General features: G+C 69.1%; 11 protein-coding genes. 6 read left to right on the top strand and 5 right to left on the bottom strand.

Annotated elements, in window-relative coordinates; all coding sequences use genetic code 11:
• Positions 1-1005 carry an RluA family pseudouridine synthase gene (locus VXM69_RS24830; RefSeq protein WP_034186489.1) on the bottom strand — a complete coding sequence of 335 codons (1005 nt, stop codon included), beginning with the start codon at positions 1003-1005 and terminating at the stop codon, positions 1-3.
• 722 nt (positions 1006-1727) lie between these two features.
• Between VXM69_RS24830 and VXM69_RS24825 the strand changes: the two genes are divergently transcribed.
• The 6 genes from VXM69_RS24825 to VXM69_RS24800 all read left to right on the top strand — a co-directional run bounded on the left by VXM69_RS24825 (position 1728) and on the right by VXM69_RS24800 (position 8961).
• The gene (locus VXM69_RS24825; RefSeq protein ID WP_367189383.1) at positions 1728-4862 is read left to right on the top strand and encodes a ribonuclease E/G; all 3135 of its coding nucleotides are present in this window, start codon (positions 1728-1730) and stop codon (positions 4860-4862) included.
• 129 nt (positions 4863-4991) lie between these two features.
• Positions 4992-6104, top strand: coding sequence for a GTP 3',8-cyclase MoaA (gene moaA / locus VXM69_RS24820; protein WP_034186487.1), 1113 nt, complete (start codon positions 4992-4994; stop codon positions 6102-6104).
• 29 nt (positions 6105-6133) lie between these two features.
• A complete protein-coding gene (gene mobA / locus VXM69_RS24815; RefSeq protein WP_059560716.1) occupies positions 6134-6751 on the top strand; it encodes a molybdenum cofactor guanylyltransferase MobA in 618 nt (205 codons plus the stop codon).
• 114 nt (positions 6752-6865) lie between these two features.
• Entirely contained in the window at positions 6866-8164 is a 1299-nt protein-coding gene (gene glp / locus VXM69_RS24810; protein ID WP_367189382.1) for a gephyrin-like molybdotransferase Glp, read from the top strand.
• A gap of 39 nt (positions 8165-8203) precedes the next feature.
• Positions 8204-8479: a hypothetical protein gene (locus VXM69_RS24805; RefSeq protein WP_006476519.1), complete on the top strand. Its 276-nt coding sequence runs from the start codon at positions 8204-8206 to the stop codon at positions 8477-8479.
• The gene (locus VXM69_RS24800; RefSeq protein ID WP_367189381.1) at positions 8476-8961 is read left to right on the top strand and encodes an N-acetyltransferase family protein; all 486 of its coding nucleotides are present in this window, start codon (positions 8476-8478) and stop codon (positions 8959-8961) included. The genes VXM69_RS24805 and VXM69_RS24800 overlap by 4 nt, the downstream gene beginning before the upstream one ends.
• 102 nt (positions 8962-9063) lie before the next feature.
• On the opposite strand, the gene rmuC is transcribed toward VXM69_RS24800, so the two are convergent.
• The 4 genes from rmuC to VXM69_RS24780 form a co-directional block, all read right to left on the bottom strand.
• Positions 9064-10542, bottom strand: coding sequence for a DNA recombination protein RmuC (rmuC, locus tag VXM69_RS24795; RefSeq protein ID WP_367189380.1), 1479 nt, complete (start codon positions 10540-10542; stop codon positions 9064-9066).
• Positions 10539-11528 carry a D-glycerate dehydrogenase gene (locus VXM69_RS24790; RefSeq protein WP_034186752.1) on the bottom strand — a complete coding sequence of 330 codons (990 nt, stop codon included), beginning with the start codon at positions 11526-11528 and terminating at the stop codon, positions 10539-10541. The genes rmuC and VXM69_RS24790 overlap by 4 nt, the downstream gene beginning before the upstream one ends.
• A gap of 81 nt (positions 11529-11609) precedes the next feature.
• On the bottom strand, positions 11610-13040 hold the full coding sequence (locus VXM69_RS24785) for a sodium:proton antiporter (RefSeq protein WP_059560721.1): 1431 nt from the start codon (positions 13038-13040) through the stop codon (positions 11610-11612).
• Between the two features lie 43 nt (positions 13041-13083).
• Positions 13084-13746, bottom strand: a complete 663-nt coding sequence (locus tag VXM69_RS24780) for a lactate utilization protein C (protein ID WP_034186481.1) — start codon at positions 13744-13746, stop codon at positions 13084-13086.
• Positions 13747-13765: the final 19 nt, after the last annotated feature.

The raw sequence follows: 13765 nt of genomic DNA, 5'->3' as shown, positions 1-13765 counted from the left end.
TCAGGCGGTATCGCGCAGTGCGCTGAGTTGATCGAGGAAGCGCCGGCATTCGTCCGGCAGCGGCGCGTCGAACTGCAGCGCCTCGCCGGTCAGCGGATGCGCAAGCCGCAGCCGGTGCGCATGCAGGAACATCCGCTTCAGTGACGGTTGCGCGTTCGCGCGCGCCAGCGCCTTGTTCAGTGCGAAATCGCCATACTTGGCGTCGCCGGCGATCGGCAGGCCGAGATGCGCGAGGTGCACGCGGATCTGATGGGTCCGACCCGTTTTGAGTTCCGCCTCGACGAGCACATAGTCGGACCAGCGGTCGACGAGGTTGAACACCGTATGGGACGCCAGCCCGTCGTCCTGCACGCGCACGCGGCGCTCCCCTTCCGGGGTCGAATACTTGAACAGCGGCGCCTTGACCGCGCGGCGGCGGCCCCAGTCGGGCTGCCATTCGCCGTGCGCGCACGCGAAGTAACGCTTGTCCATCCGGTTCTCGCGGATCTGTTCGTGCAGGCCGACCAGCGCCGTGCGCTTCTTCGCGAGCATCAGGATCCCGGACGTCTCGCGGTCGAGCCGGTGCACGAGCTCGAGGAATTTCGCGCGCGGGCGCGCCTGGCGCATCTGCTCGATCACGCCGAACGCGACGCCGCTGCCGCCGTGCACGGCGACGCCGGCCGGCTTGTCGATGACGAGCATCGCGTCGTCCTCGTACAGCACGTCGAAATTCGCGGGCGGCACGACCGGCGTGTCGGCGCGCGCCAGGTCGGCTGCCGCCACCCGTACGGGCGGCACGCGGACGATGTCGCCCAGCGCCAGGCGGTACTGCGCATCGATCCGGCCCTTGTTCACGCGCACTTCGCCGCTGCGGAGGATCCGGTAAATATGGCTTTTCGGCACGCCTTTACAGACGCGCAACAGGAAGTTGTCGATACGCTGACCGGCCGAGTTTTCGTCGATCTCGATCATCGATACCTGGCCGCTTGCGACCGAATTCTGGGATATTTTGCCTAACTCATTCATACTGAATATAATTTTGCCCAGCCTGACGTTGTGGGTGGCCTGACCGGCCGGCCCCGGCTGAATCGGGCAAGGCGCAAGCGCAAACCGTTATTTTACTTGCGCCGGGGGTCCGCTGCTCACCCCTAATCAAAGAGATGCAGCAAGTTGCACGCACGGCGCCGCCCGTCGGCAAGGATCGCGCCCACAGGCGGATTCGGTCGGCAAGGCGCCGCGGTAACGGAAAGTTGGTTGAAAAGAATTTGATCGGCAGCCCGACGGCGCGAAGTGCGTCCGCAGGCTGCCGGTTGCGAAAATTACGGCGTTGCGCCCGATTTGGTCCCGCGAAGCGTGCGGGACTTGGCGACGTCAAACCAGGGAAGTACACCCCAAGCGGGAAAGTCGGGCTGGATTCGATACTCCCCGCTGCGGCCCAAGCCGCAGCATCTGCCGCCCGTCGGCGCGCGCGACGCATTGTGCGCGCCCGTGGCAATGCCCGGACTCAGGCTTAGCGCGCTTTTGCAGCGTGCGGTGTGTGAACGCCGTGCTTTGAAGCCGTATTCGCAGGTGCCCTATGGCCGCCGGCTCCGTCTTTCGGGCCCAAGCGCCTCTTCAGGCAATTCTCCCCGCCATCGTTCCCGCTCCAGCGTGCTCGTGACAACACAACAAGGTACGGCCTGCCGTCGTTCCCGCCCTCGCGACTGACAACCGCGAGGCGCCGGCAGCGGAGCCGCCTGGAGCCGTTCATGAAACGCATGCTGTTCAATGCGACGCAGCAGGAGGAGCTGCGCGTCGCCATCGTCGATGGGCAAAAGCTCATCGACATCGACATCGAGACAGCCGGGCGCGAACAGCGCAAAGGCAATATCTACAAAGGTGTCATCACCCGTATCGAGCCTTCGCTCGAGGCGTGCTTCGTCAACTACGGCGAAGACCGCCACGGCTTCCTGCCGTTCAAGGAAGTCGCCCGCCAGTACTTCAAGGAAGGCATCGACATGCGCTCCGCGCGCATCCAGGATGCCCTGCGCGAAGGCCAGGAGCTGATCGTCCAGGTCGAGAAGGAAGAGCGTGGCAACAAGGGCGCCGCCCTCACCACCTTCATCTCGCTCGCCGGCCGTTACCTCGTGCTGATGCCGAACAATCCGCGCGGCGGCGGCGTGTCGCGCCGGATCGAGGGCGACGAGCGCCAGGAACTGCGCGAAACGATGGCGCAACTGCAGATCCCGGACGGCATGAGCATGATCGCCCGTACCGCGGGCATCGGCCGCAGCGCCGAGGAACTGCAGTGGGACCTGAACTACCTGCTGCAGCTGTGGCGCGCGATCGAAGCGGCGTCGCAAAGCGGCAATGCCGGCCAGCCGATGCTGATCTATCTGGAATCGAGCCTCGTGATCCGCGCGATCCGGGACTATTTCCAGCCCGATATCGGCGAAATCCTGATCGACACGACCGAGATCCACGATCAGGCCCGTGCGTTCATGGATATCGTGATGCCGGACAACGTGTCGAAGGTGAAGCGCTACCACGACGACGTGCCGCTGTTCTCGCGCTTCCAGATCGAGCACCAGATCGAAACCGCGTACTCGCGCACGGTGCCGCTGCCGTCGGGCGGCGCGATCGTGATCGACCACACCGAAGCGCTCGTCGCGATCGACGTGAACTCGGCGCGCGCGACCAAGGGCGCGGACATCGAGGAAACGGCGACCCGCACGAACCTCGAAGCGGCCGACGAAGTCGCCCGCCAGCTGCGCCTGCGTGACCTCGGCGGCCTGATCGTGATCGATTTCATCGACATGGAATCGGCGAAGAGCCAGCGTGAAGTCGAGCAGCGCCTGAAAGATGCGCTCAAGCACGACCGGGCGCGCGTGCAGATGGGCAAGATCTCCCGCTTCGGCCTGATGGAGCTGTCGCGCCAGCGCCTGCGTCCGGCCCTGTCGGAAGGCAGCCACGTGACCTGCCCGCGCTGTAACGGCACCGGCCACATCCGCGATACCGAATCGTCCGCGCTGCAGGTCCTGCGGATCATTCAGGAAGAAGCGATGAAGGAAAACACCGCGGCGATCCACTGCCAGGTGCCGGTCGAGGTGACCGCCTTCCTGCTCAACGAAAAGCGTCAGGAAATCAACAAGATCGAGTCGCGCTTCAAGGTCGGCATCGTGCTGATCCCGAACAAGCACCTCGATACGCCGCACTACAAGCTCGAGCGCCTGCGTCACGACGATGCGCGCCTCGACGATCCGCGCGCGTCGTGGAAGATGGCCGAGGAAGCCGCCCGCGAACTCGAGTCGGAAACCGGCTACAGCAAGCGCGCCGCGGAAGTGAAGCCGAAGCAGGAAGCCGCGGTCAAGGGCATCACGCCCGAGCGTCCGGCCCCGAGCCCGGCGCCGCAGCGCCCGGTCGAACCGGTGGCCGCGCCCGCCCCGGCTGCCCCTGTCGCCGCGGCAAGCGGCGGCTTCATCGGCTGGCTGAAGGGCCTGTTCGGCGTCGCGCCGGCACCGGCGCCCGCACCGGTTGCTCCGGCACCGGCGAAGGAGCAGGCGGCCCGTCCGGCCCGCGAGCGGACCGAGAAGACCGAGCAGCGCGGCGGCGATCGCAATCGCAACCGCCGCGGCGGCGCGCAGCAGGCGCAAGGCGGCCGCGATCAGGCAGCGGCAGGCCGTGGCCAGCCGCAACGCCAGGAACGCGAAGGCAAGGAAGTGCGCGAACCGCGTGAAGGCCGTGAGCCGCGCGAGGGCCGTGAGCTGCGTGAAGGTCGCGAAGGTCGCGAAGGTCGCGAGGGCCGTGAAGGTCGCGAGGGCCGTGGCCCGCGCGAAGGCCGCGAGCCGCGTGAAAGCCGTGAGCCGCGCGAACCGCGCGAGAACCGCGAACCGCGCGAGCGTGCCGAGCAGCCGGACGCCGTCGAGGCAACCGGCCGCGGCGAGCGCCAGGAACGCGGCGAGCGTCGCGAGCGCGGCGAGCGCCGCAAGCCGACCCAGCATGCGGCCACGCTCGAGACCGTCAACCGCGGTGAAAACCACCCGGAACCGGAAGACGACAAGGCCGTTGCGGAGGCCCTGCCCGGCGCCGATCTGGCAGCCGATGCGGAAGCCGTCGCGCGCGACGGCGAAGAGCGCCGTCGTCGCCGTCGCGGCCGCCGCGGCGGTCGTCGTGAGCGCGAAGAAGACGGCACGGTCGTCGACCAGGCCGAGCAAGGCGCGGATGGCGAAGGCGCCGTGCAAGCCGTGACGCCGGCGGCACCGGCCGCTGTCGAACCGGCCCACACGGCCGCGCCGGCAGTCGTCGCAGCCGTGGCAAGCGCGGTCGTCGTGGAAGCAGTCGTCGAGCAGCATGCTGCTCCGGCCGCTGTCGAAACCCCGGCGCCGGCACCCGTCGAAGCGGCTCCGGTCGAGCCGGCCGTCGCCGTGCAGGTCGCGGAACCGGCGCCGGTTGCACCGGCCGTCGTCGCCGAAGCCGGTCCGGCTCCGGTCGCGGTTTCGCCGACCGACGCGTTCGAAGTGCCGGCAGTCCCGGCCGCGGCCCCGGTCGCTGTCGAGGCGCCGCAGCCGGCGCCCGTCGAGCAAGCCGCGCCGGCCGTAGCGATCGAAGCCGCTCCGGTGGCAGTCGAACCGGCACCGGTCGCCGTTGCGCCGGTCGAGGTCGCCGCCGCACCGGCGCCGGCAGCCGCTCCCGCGCAACCGGCAGCCGCGCCCGCTTCGGCGAGCCTGGATGCCGTGCTGGAGCAAGCCGGCCTCGTCTGGGTGAACACGGACGCCGGCAAGCTCGCTGCCGCGCAGGAAGCCGCGTCGCAGCTCCCGCGCCCGGCCCGCGTGCCGCGCGAACGCAAGGTGCTGCCGCCGGCCGATACGGCCCCGATGCAGCAGGTCGAAACGACGCATCACTAAGTCGCATCGCCCGACCAGGAAAAGCCCGCCTCCGGCGGGCTTTTTCATGTCCGCGCTGCGGGTTTCCGCCCACCGGACCCGCCGGCCGCTTGCGGCTAAAATGGAGGTCTGGTTCGCACTTCTTTCAACATGTCCCGACGCATCATTCCCCTCGCCGACGTCAGCGGGATGCCGGACGTCTCCGGCGTCGCGCATGCCCCCGACGGCACGCTGGCCGACACGCTCGCCAGGCCGCTGCGCGACCTGCGCATTTCGGTGACGGACCGCTGCAACTTCCGTTGCGTGTACTGCATGCCGCGCGCGGTCTTCGACAAGGACTACCCGTTCCTGCCGCACAGCGCCCTGCTCACGCACGAGGAGATCGAGCGCGTGGCGCGACTCTTTGTCGCACACGGCGTCGAGAAGATCCGCATCACGGGCGGCGAGCCGCTGCTGCGCAAGAATCTCGAATTCCTGATCGAGCGCCTCGCGCGCCTGACGACGCACGCCGGCCGCCCGCTCGACCTGACGCTGACCACCAACGGCTCGCTGCTCGCGCGCAAGGCGCGTGCGCTGAAGGACGCCGGGCTCACACGCGTGACGGTCAGCCTCGACGCGCTCGACGACGCGCTGTTCAAGCGCATGAACGATGCCGAGTTCGCGAGTGCCGACGTGCTCGACGGCATCTTCGCCGCGCAGGCGGCCGGCCTCGCGCCGGTCAAGGTCAACATGGTGGTGAAGCGCGGCACCAATGACAGCGAGATCCTGCCGATGGCCGAGCGTTTCCGCGGCACCGGCGTGGTCCTGCGCTTCATCGAATACATGGACGTCGGCACGTCGAACGGCTGGAACATGACCGAGGTGCTGCCGTCGGCCGACGTCGTCGCGCGGATCGCCGAACATTTCCCGCTGGTGCCGCTCGACGCGCACACGGCGGCCGAAACCGCGCAACGCTGGGGTTATGCGGACGGCAGCGGCGAGATCGGCGTGATCTCGAGCGTCACCCAGGCCTTTTGCGGGGACTGCACGCGCGCGCGGCTGTCGACCGAAGGCAAGCTGTACCTGTGCCTGTTCGCGTCGACGGGTCACGACCTGCGCGCGCTCGTGCGCGGCGGCGCGACCGACGCCGAGATCGCGACCGCGATCGCCCGCATCTGGCAGGCCCGCACCGATCGCTATTCGCAGCTGCGTGGCAGCGCATCGGCCGAGGCCATGCCCGACGGCACCGGCAAGCGTGTCGAAATGTCGTATATCGGCGGCTGACGCACGCCGCCCCGTTCCGCTTTCGCGCGATGCCCGCTTCCGCCTCCCCCTCGATCGCCGGCCTGCTGCTCGCAGGCGGGCGCGCCACGCGCATGGACGGCGTCGACAAGGGCCTGCAGTTGCTCGACGGCACGCCGCTCGCGCTGCACGTGCTGCGCCGGCTGTCGCCGCAGGTCGACGAGACGCTGATCAGCGCGAATCGCCACGCCGATCGCTATGCCGAGCTCGGCGCGCCGTTCGGCGCACGCATCGTCGCGGACGACACAACCGACTTCCCCGGCCCGCTCGCGGGCCTGCTCGCCGGCATGCGGGTGGCGCGCGCACCGCTCGTCGCGTGCTCGCCGTGCGATACGCCCTACCTGCCCGCCGACCTCGTCGCGCGGCTGCACGCGGCGCTCGACGCGCAACAGGCCGACATCGCGATGGCCGTGACCGTCGATGCGCAGCAGGCGCGCTCGCCGCAGCCGACGTTCGCGCTGCTGCGCACGTCGCTGGCCGACGATCTGGCCGCCCGGCTCGCGGCCGGCGACCGCAAGGTGCGTGCGTGGTACGCACGCCACAAGACGGTCGAAGTCGAGTTTCGCGACGAGCGTGCGTTTTACAATGCCAATTCCTGGCAGGATCTCGCCGCGCTGGCCCGTCGCTGACGGCGCGTCCGTGCCGCTCCCGCCCGGTGCCCGCCGCACGCGACACTCGCGCCCAGGCACCCTCCTCGCGCCACCGGCCACGAACCCGATACGCCTTGCGGCGCAGTCCGACTGATGATCACGCAATCCTCGCCCGCCTCCCGAGCCGCACCCGATTCCGATGCCCCGCTGTCGCTCGCCGACGCACAGGCACTCGCGTGCCGTTTCGCGGCGCCGGTCGACGCGTGCGACACGGTGATGCTGCGTGATGCGCTCGACCGCGTGCTCGCGGCTGACGTGAACGCACCGTTCGACATTCCCGCGTACGACAACTCGGCGATGGACGGCTACGCATTCGACGGCAGCGCCGGCGCGCCCGCGACGCCGCAGGGCGACATCGCGATGACGGTCGCCGGCACCGCGTTCGCGGGTCATCCGTTCGATGGCGCCGTGGCAACCGGCTCGTGCGTGCGCATCATGACGGGCGCGCCGATGCCGGCCGGATGCGACACGGTGATTCCGCAGGAACGCGTGCGCGTCGACGGCGACGCGATCCGTTTCGGCGCGCACGAAGTCTCGCGCGGCGCGAACTGCCGCAAGGCCGGCGAGGATCTCGCGCGCGGCGCCTGTGCGCTCGCCGCGGGCCGCATTCTGCGCCCGTCGGATCTCGGCCTGCTCGCCTCGTTCGGCGTCACCGACGTCGCGGTGCGCCGCCGCGTGCGCGTCGCCGTGTTCTCGACCGGTGACGAGCTGCGCGAACCCGGTGAACCGCTCGCCCGCGGCGCGCTGTACGACAGCAATCGCGGCATGCTGATCGCGATGCTGAAAAGGATGCATGTCGACGCGCTCGATCTCGGGATCGTCCGCGACGACCCGGCCGCGCTCGAAGCCGCGTTGCGCGACGCCATCGACGCGCAGGCCGACGCGGTGATCACGTCGGGCGGCGTCTCGGTCGGGGAAGCCGACTTCACGCGTGACGTGATGGCAAAACTCGGCGACGTGACGTTCGCGAGCCTCGCGCTGCGGCCCGGCCGGCCGCTCGCCTGCGGCACGCTCGCGCGTGCGGCCGGCGGCACCGGTCACGCGCTCTTCTTCGGGCTGCCCGGCAATCCGGTCGCGTCGGCCGTGACGTTCTACGCGATCGTGCGCCCGGCGCTGCTGACGCTGGCCGGCGCACGGACGCCGCCGCCGGCGACGTACCCGGCGCTCAGCACGCAGCCATTGAAGAAGCGCCCCGGCCGCACCGAATACCTGCGCGGCATCGCGACACGCGCCGCCGACGGCCGCTGGCACGTCACGCCGGCCGGCTCGCAGAGTTCCGCCTCGTTGAGCGGCCTCGCGGCCGCCAACTGTTTCATCGTCCTGGGCCACGATACCGCGACAGTCGACGCGGGCACCCCGGTCGACATCCTGCCGCTCGACGGCCTGATCTGAATTCCACTATCGGTATATTTCTACGGGGGCAATCCGCACATGAAGAAACAAATCTCGTCGATCGCCGCGGGGCAGACCGCAAAGGCGCTGATCCTCGTGTATCTGACGTTCAGCGTGCCGATCGTGCTGCTCGGCATTCTCGTCGCGTACATCCGCTACGGGATGGTCGAACTGAGCACGATCCTGAGCGCACTGCTGCTGAACGCCATTCTCGGCTTCGTGCTGCTGTGGATCGCTTGCCACGCGTACAACTGGGTCGCGTCGCGCTTCGGCGGCATCGAGATCGTGCTGTCCGATCCGCCGGAGGAAGCGTGAGCGGCACGTCGCTGATCCGCGCGGCCGAAACACGCGACGTCGGCGCGATCCTCGCGCTGATGCGCGAACTGGCCGCGTTCGAAAAGCTCACGGATCTGTTCGTCGCGACCGAGGCCGATCTCGCCGATGCGTTGTTCGGCGAACACCCCGCCGCCGAAGCGCGGGTGGCCGAGCACGACGGTGCGATCGTCGCGTATGCACTGTTCTTCCACAACTATTCGACCTTCCTCGGCCGTCGCGGCCTCTACCTCGAGGATCTGTACGTGCAGCCGTCGCAGCGCGGCACGGGCCTCGGCACCGCGATGCTGCGTCATCTCGCGGCCCTGGCCGTCGAGCGCCGTTGCGCTCGCTTCGAATGGTCGGTCCTCGACTGGAACCAGCCCGCGATCGATTTCTACGAGAAGATGGGCGCGACCGTACTGCCCGAATGGCGCATCGTCCGCGTCACGGGCGACGCGCTGGGTACACTCGCCGGACAATGAGCGCGGGCCGGCCGCTCCGGTGGTCGCTTCGGAAACTGCTTCAACGGAAAACGGGCGCCTCGGCGCCCGTTTTTTCGTCCCGCTTGCTGTGGGCGACTCACGTCATGCGTCGTCCGCATCGGCGCCGTCAGCACCTTCCGCACCGAGCAGCCCGGCCGCCGTATCGCCCGGCAGCGCCTCGACCTGCTTCAGCTTGCGGCTCATCACGCGCGTGCGCTGCTCGGCCGCCTCGATCGAACGCGTGACCGTTTCGAGCTGCGACTTCGTGCGCGCGAGCACGTCGCCGAACTTGCCGAATTCCGCCTTGACCGCGCCGAGCACCTGCCACACCTCGCTCGAGCGCTGCTCGATCGCGAGCGTGCGGAACCCCATCTGCAGGCTGTTGAGCAGCGCGGTGAGCGTCGTCGGCCCGGCAATCGTCACGCGATAGTCGCGCTGCAGCAGGTCGGTCAGTCCGGGGCGGCGCAGAATCTCCGCGTAAAGCCCTTCCGTCGGCAAAAACAGGAGCGCGAAATCGGTCGTGTGCGGCGGCGCGACGTATTTCTCGGCGATCGTGCGCGCTTCCAGCCGCACACGCGTCTCGAGCGCACGGGCCGCCTCCTCGACGGCCACCACGTCGGCGCGCTCCTGCGCATCGATCAGCCGCTCGTAGTCTTCGCGCGGGAATTTCGCATCGATCGGCAGCCACACGGGCGGCGCATCGCGCGTACCGGCGTCGCGCCCCGGCAACCGGATCGCGAATTCGACGCGCTCGGTGCTCTTCGGCACCGTTGCGACGTTCTTCGCGTACTGGTCGGGCGTCAGCATCTGTTCGAGCAACGCCTCGAGCTGCACTTCGCCCCAGGTGCCGCGCGTCTTCACGTTGGTCAGCACCTTCTTCAGGTCGCCGACGCCGGCCGCGAGCGTCTGCATTTCGCCGAGCCCGCGATGGACCTGTTCGAGCCGGTCCGACACGAGCTTGAACGATTCGCCGAGCCGCTGCTCGAGCGTCGCATGCAGTTTCTCGTCGACGGTACGGCGCATCTCCTCGAGTTTCGCCGCGTTGTTGGTCTCGATTTCCTTCAGCCGTTGTTCGAGCGTCGCGCGCACCTCGCCGATCCGGCGGTCGTTCGCCTCGGTCAGTTGCGTGAGTTGCCGGTTCAACGTGTCGCCGAACAGCCGGAGCGCGCCCGTCTGCTCTTCGCGCGCCTGCTGCGCCTGGCGCTGCACGCTCTCGCGCATCGCGTCGAATTGCTGCGCATTGCCGGCGACGAGCTTGCCGAGCTGCTGCGCGAAACCCTCGATCTGGTTGTTCTGTACGGTCGCCACGCTCGTCAGCTGCGCGGCGAGCGTCTGCTGAAGCTGCGCGAAACTGCCGGCCAGCTCGGTGCGCGAGCCGCGCGCACTCTCGACGATCTCCCCGCGCAATTCGCGTTCGAGCCGCTCGACCGCGCGCGCCTGCGCGTGCGCGGCGTCCTCGATCTGGTCGCCGAGTACGGCCGCGTCGTCGTGACGGCCGCCGCCGCGCACGAGCGCGACGATCGCCACCGCGAGCGCGACGGCCAGCACGACGACCGCCGCAAGCAACAACGTCATCGTCATGCGCGCGGCTTCCCGATCACGTCAGGGTTGATCGGATTCGGCGGCTGACCGGCGCGCGGCCCCTCGCCCAGTGCGGCGATCAGGTTGTCGGCGGCGAGGTTCGCCATCGCGCGGCGCGTCTGTTCGGTCGCGCTCGCGATATGCGGCGTCAGCACGACGTTCGGCACCTCGAGCAGCGCCGGATGCACGGTCGGCTCGCCCTCGTACACGTCGAGGCCGGCCGCGGCGATCGTCCCGTCACGCAGCGCGGCAGCCAGCGCCGCGTCGTCGACGATCCCGCCGCGCGCGATGTTGGTCAGCGTCGCGGTGGGCTTCATCTTCGCGAGCTCGGCCGCACCGATCGTGTGATGGTTCTCCTTCGTGTACGGCAGCACGAGCACGACGTGATCGGCGCGTGCGAGCAGCGCATCCTTCGACACGTACTCGGCGTTCAGCTCGGCCTCGATCTCGGGCGCGACCCGCGAACGGTTGTGATAGATCACCTGCATCCCGAAGCCGCGCGCGCGGCGCGCGAGCGCCTGGCCGATGCGGCCCATCCCGATGACGCCGAGCGTCGAGCCGTAGATGTCGGAGCCGAGAAAACCGTCGTACGCCCACTTCCGCCAGTGACCGGCGCGCAACCAGTGCTCGGATTCGGCGATCCGGCGCGCGGCGGCCATCATCAGCGCCCAGCCGAAATCGGCGGTCGACTCGTTCAGCACGTCGGGCGTATTGGTGCCGAGCACGTTCGCCGCGTTGAACGCGGCCATGTCGAAGTTGTTGTAGCCGACCGCCATGTTCGCCACGACGCGCAGGCGCGGGGCCGCCGCGAGCGTCGCCGCGCCGACCGGGTCGCCGGCCGTCAGCGCGCCGTCCTTGTCGGCCAGACGCGCGGCGAGCGCATCGGGCGCGAGCGCGTCGCCGTCGTTCCAGTCGACGTCGAAATACTGCTTGAGCCGTTCGATCACGTCCGGAAAGATCGGACGCGCGACCAGGATCTTCTGCATCGCCATCTCCGTATGCCGCGAGCCGGTCGCGGCGCGCGCCGCGCCACCGGGACCACCCGCGCTGGGTTGAAAGTCGTCAGGTTACGCCGGGAAGAAAATCAGCGACGTCAGCAGGAACACCGGGACCAGAATCACGAGTGCCCAGCCGAGGTACGCGAAGAAGCTCGGCATCTTCACGCCGCGCGACTCCGCGATCGCCTTCACCATGAAGTTCGGCGCGTTGCCGATATAACTGTTCGCGCCCATGAACACCGCACCCGCGGAAATCGCCGCGAGCGTCGATGCGCCCGTCGTCATCAGCGCCTGCGCATCGCCACCCGCGAGGTTGAAGAACACGAGATACGTCGGCGCGTTGTCGAGGAACGACGACAGGATGCCCGTCGCCCAGAAGTACATCGCGTCGATCGGCTTGCCGTCCGGCCCCGTGACGAGATGGACGATCTGTGCGAACGCGCCGTCCGAGCCCGCGCGCAGGATCACGATGACCGGCGCGATCGTCACGAAGATCCCGGCAAACAGCTTCGCGACTTCCTCGATCGGCGCCCAGTTGAATGCGTTGCCCTCGCGCGCGGAACGCGGGGTGAGCGCGAGCGACGCGAGCGTCACCAGCACGAGCGCGACATCGCGCACGAGATTCTGCAGCGCGACGTGCGTGCCCCACACGTCGAACGCGATGCCCGGCTTCCACACGCCGCTCATCAGCACGAGCGCGATCACGGCCGCGAGCAGCACGAAGTTGATCTTGCCGTCGATCGACAGTGCGGCGCCGTCGGGCGTCGGGTCGAGTGCGGCCGGCCGCTCCTCGCCGCCCTTCCGGTAGAAGTATGTATCGAGCGCGAAGAACAGCGTCAGCAGCACGACGCAGATGAACAGCATCGGCAGCGCGAGATGGGTCGTCGTCCAGAAGAAGCTCACGCCGTTCAGGAAGCCGAGGAACAGCGGCGGATCGCCGAGCGGCGACAGCGAGCCGCCCGCATTCGCGACGAGGAAGATGAAGAAGATCACGACGTGCACGACATGCTTGCGGTTGTCGTTCGCGCGCAGGAGCGGCCGGATCAGCAGCATCGCGGCGCCCGTCGTGCCCATCACGCTCGCGAGCAGCGTGCCGAGCGCGAGGATCGCGGTGTTCAGCTTCGGCGAGCCGTGCAGGTTGCCGTTCACGCAGATGCCGCCCGCGACCGTATAGAGCGCGGTGAGCAGCACGATGAACGGAATGTATTCCTCGAGCAGCGCGTGCACGAGCGTGCCGAACGCGGTGCCCGCGCCGAACGCGACCGCGAACGGGACCAGGAACACGACCGCCCAGCCGGCCGCGATCTTGCCGAAGTGGTGATGCCAGAACACCGGCGCGACGAGCGGGAACAGTGCGATCGACAGCAGGATCCCGGCGAACGGGATGCCCCAGAGTGCGGACAGCGCGGCACCGTCGAGCGTGGCGGCCGATGCAAGCGCGGGCGCCGCGCCAAGCGCGATTCCCGACGCCATGCCTGCCCAGGCGGCATGTCGTTTCATGCAGAACTTCCTTGTTCGAGTGGTAGCGGATGCAGCGGGCGCGTCATGCGCCGCGTACGATGATCACATGCACGCGATACGGGCCGTGCGCGCCCAGGACGATGGTCTGCTCGATGTCGCCCGTGCGCGACGGGCCCGACACGAAGTTGACCGCGCGCGGCAATTCGCCGCGCTCCGCGCGAATCAGCGCGAACGCGTCCTCATGCCCGGCGACGATCCGCGAAGCCGGTACGAGCGCGATGTGCGTTTCCGGCAGCAGGCCGGCCGATGCATAGGTGTCGGGGCCGGACAGCAGCACCAGCGAACCCGTTTCGGCGGTCGCGCAAAAGCAGCCGGTAAGGCCGACGAGATCGCCGTCGCGCGGCTTGCGGCACTCGACCGACAGGCCGGCGCCGGCCCAGTCGAGATCGGCCAGCGTGCGCCACGCGACGGCCTGCGCCGGCAGCCCGTGAGCGGAAAGATAGCGGGCGGCGGCGGCAGGCGCGTCGGCAAGCGTCGCGACTTCGTCGACCGTGGTCGACAGGCGCGCGGCTTCGTCGACGAAGGCGGCGACGAGGTCGGCCGGCGCCGGCGGGCGCGGGCCCGGCGGATGACGCGCGAGATAGTCGGCGACGCCGTCGCGCTCCGCTGCGTCGGGTTCGGCCGCGCGCCCCTGCGCCGCGCGGATGCGCGCGAGGATCTGGCGACGGGCAGCGGAAGTGTCCATGAACGGTCCTCGTGACGTT

It is taken from the genome of Burkholderia sp. Ed8, assembly GCF_040761425.1.
Taxonomy (GTDB): domain Bacteria; phylum Pseudomonadota; class Gammaproteobacteria; order Burkholderiales; family Burkholderiaceae; genus Burkholderia; species Burkholderia seminalis.
Note: the sequence above shows the minus strand (reverse complement) of the source record. Positions and strands in the feature narration are given on the sequence as shown.

Bases quoted from the DNA above. Each gene is read 5' to 3' on its own strand.
- VXM69_RS24790 (WP_034186752.1), bottom strand. From the start codon at position 11,528: ATGCAGAAGATCCTGGTCGCGCGTCCGATCTTTCCGGACGTGATCGAA.
- moaA (WP_034186487.1), top strand. From the start codon at position 4,992: ATGTCCCGACGCATCATTCCCCTCGCCGACGTCAGCGGGATGCCGGAC.
- mobA (WP_059560716.1), top strand. From the start codon at position 6,134: ATGCCCGCTTCCGCCTCCCCCTCGATCGCCGGCCTGCTGCTCGCAGGC.
- VXM69_RS24805 (WP_006476519.1), top strand. From the start codon at position 8,204: ATGAAGAAACAAATCTCGTCGATCGCCGCGGGGCAGACCGCAAAGGCG.
- VXM69_RS24825 (WP_367189383.1), top strand. From the start codon at position 1,728: ATGAAACGCATGCTGTTCAATGCGACGCAGCAGGAGGAGCTGCGCGTC.
- VXM69_RS24830 (WP_034186489.1), bottom strand. From the start codon at position 1,005: ATGAATGAGTTAGGCAAAATATCCCAGAATTCGGTCGCAAGCGGCCAG.
- VXM69_RS24780 (WP_034186481.1), bottom strand. From the start codon at position 13,746: ATGGACACTTCCGCTGCCCGTCGCCAGATCCTCGCGCGCATCCGCGCG.
- glp (WP_367189382.1), top strand. From the start codon at position 6,866: ATGATCACGCAATCCTCGCCCGCCTCCCGAGCCGCACCCGATTCCGAT.
- VXM69_RS24785 (WP_059560721.1), bottom strand. From the start codon at position 13,040: ATGAAACGACATGCCGCCTGGGCAGGCATGGCGTCGGGAATCGCGCTT.
- rmuC (WP_367189380.1), bottom strand. From the start codon at position 10,542: ATGACGATGACGTTGTTGCTTGCGGCGGTCGTCGTGCTGGCCGTCGCG.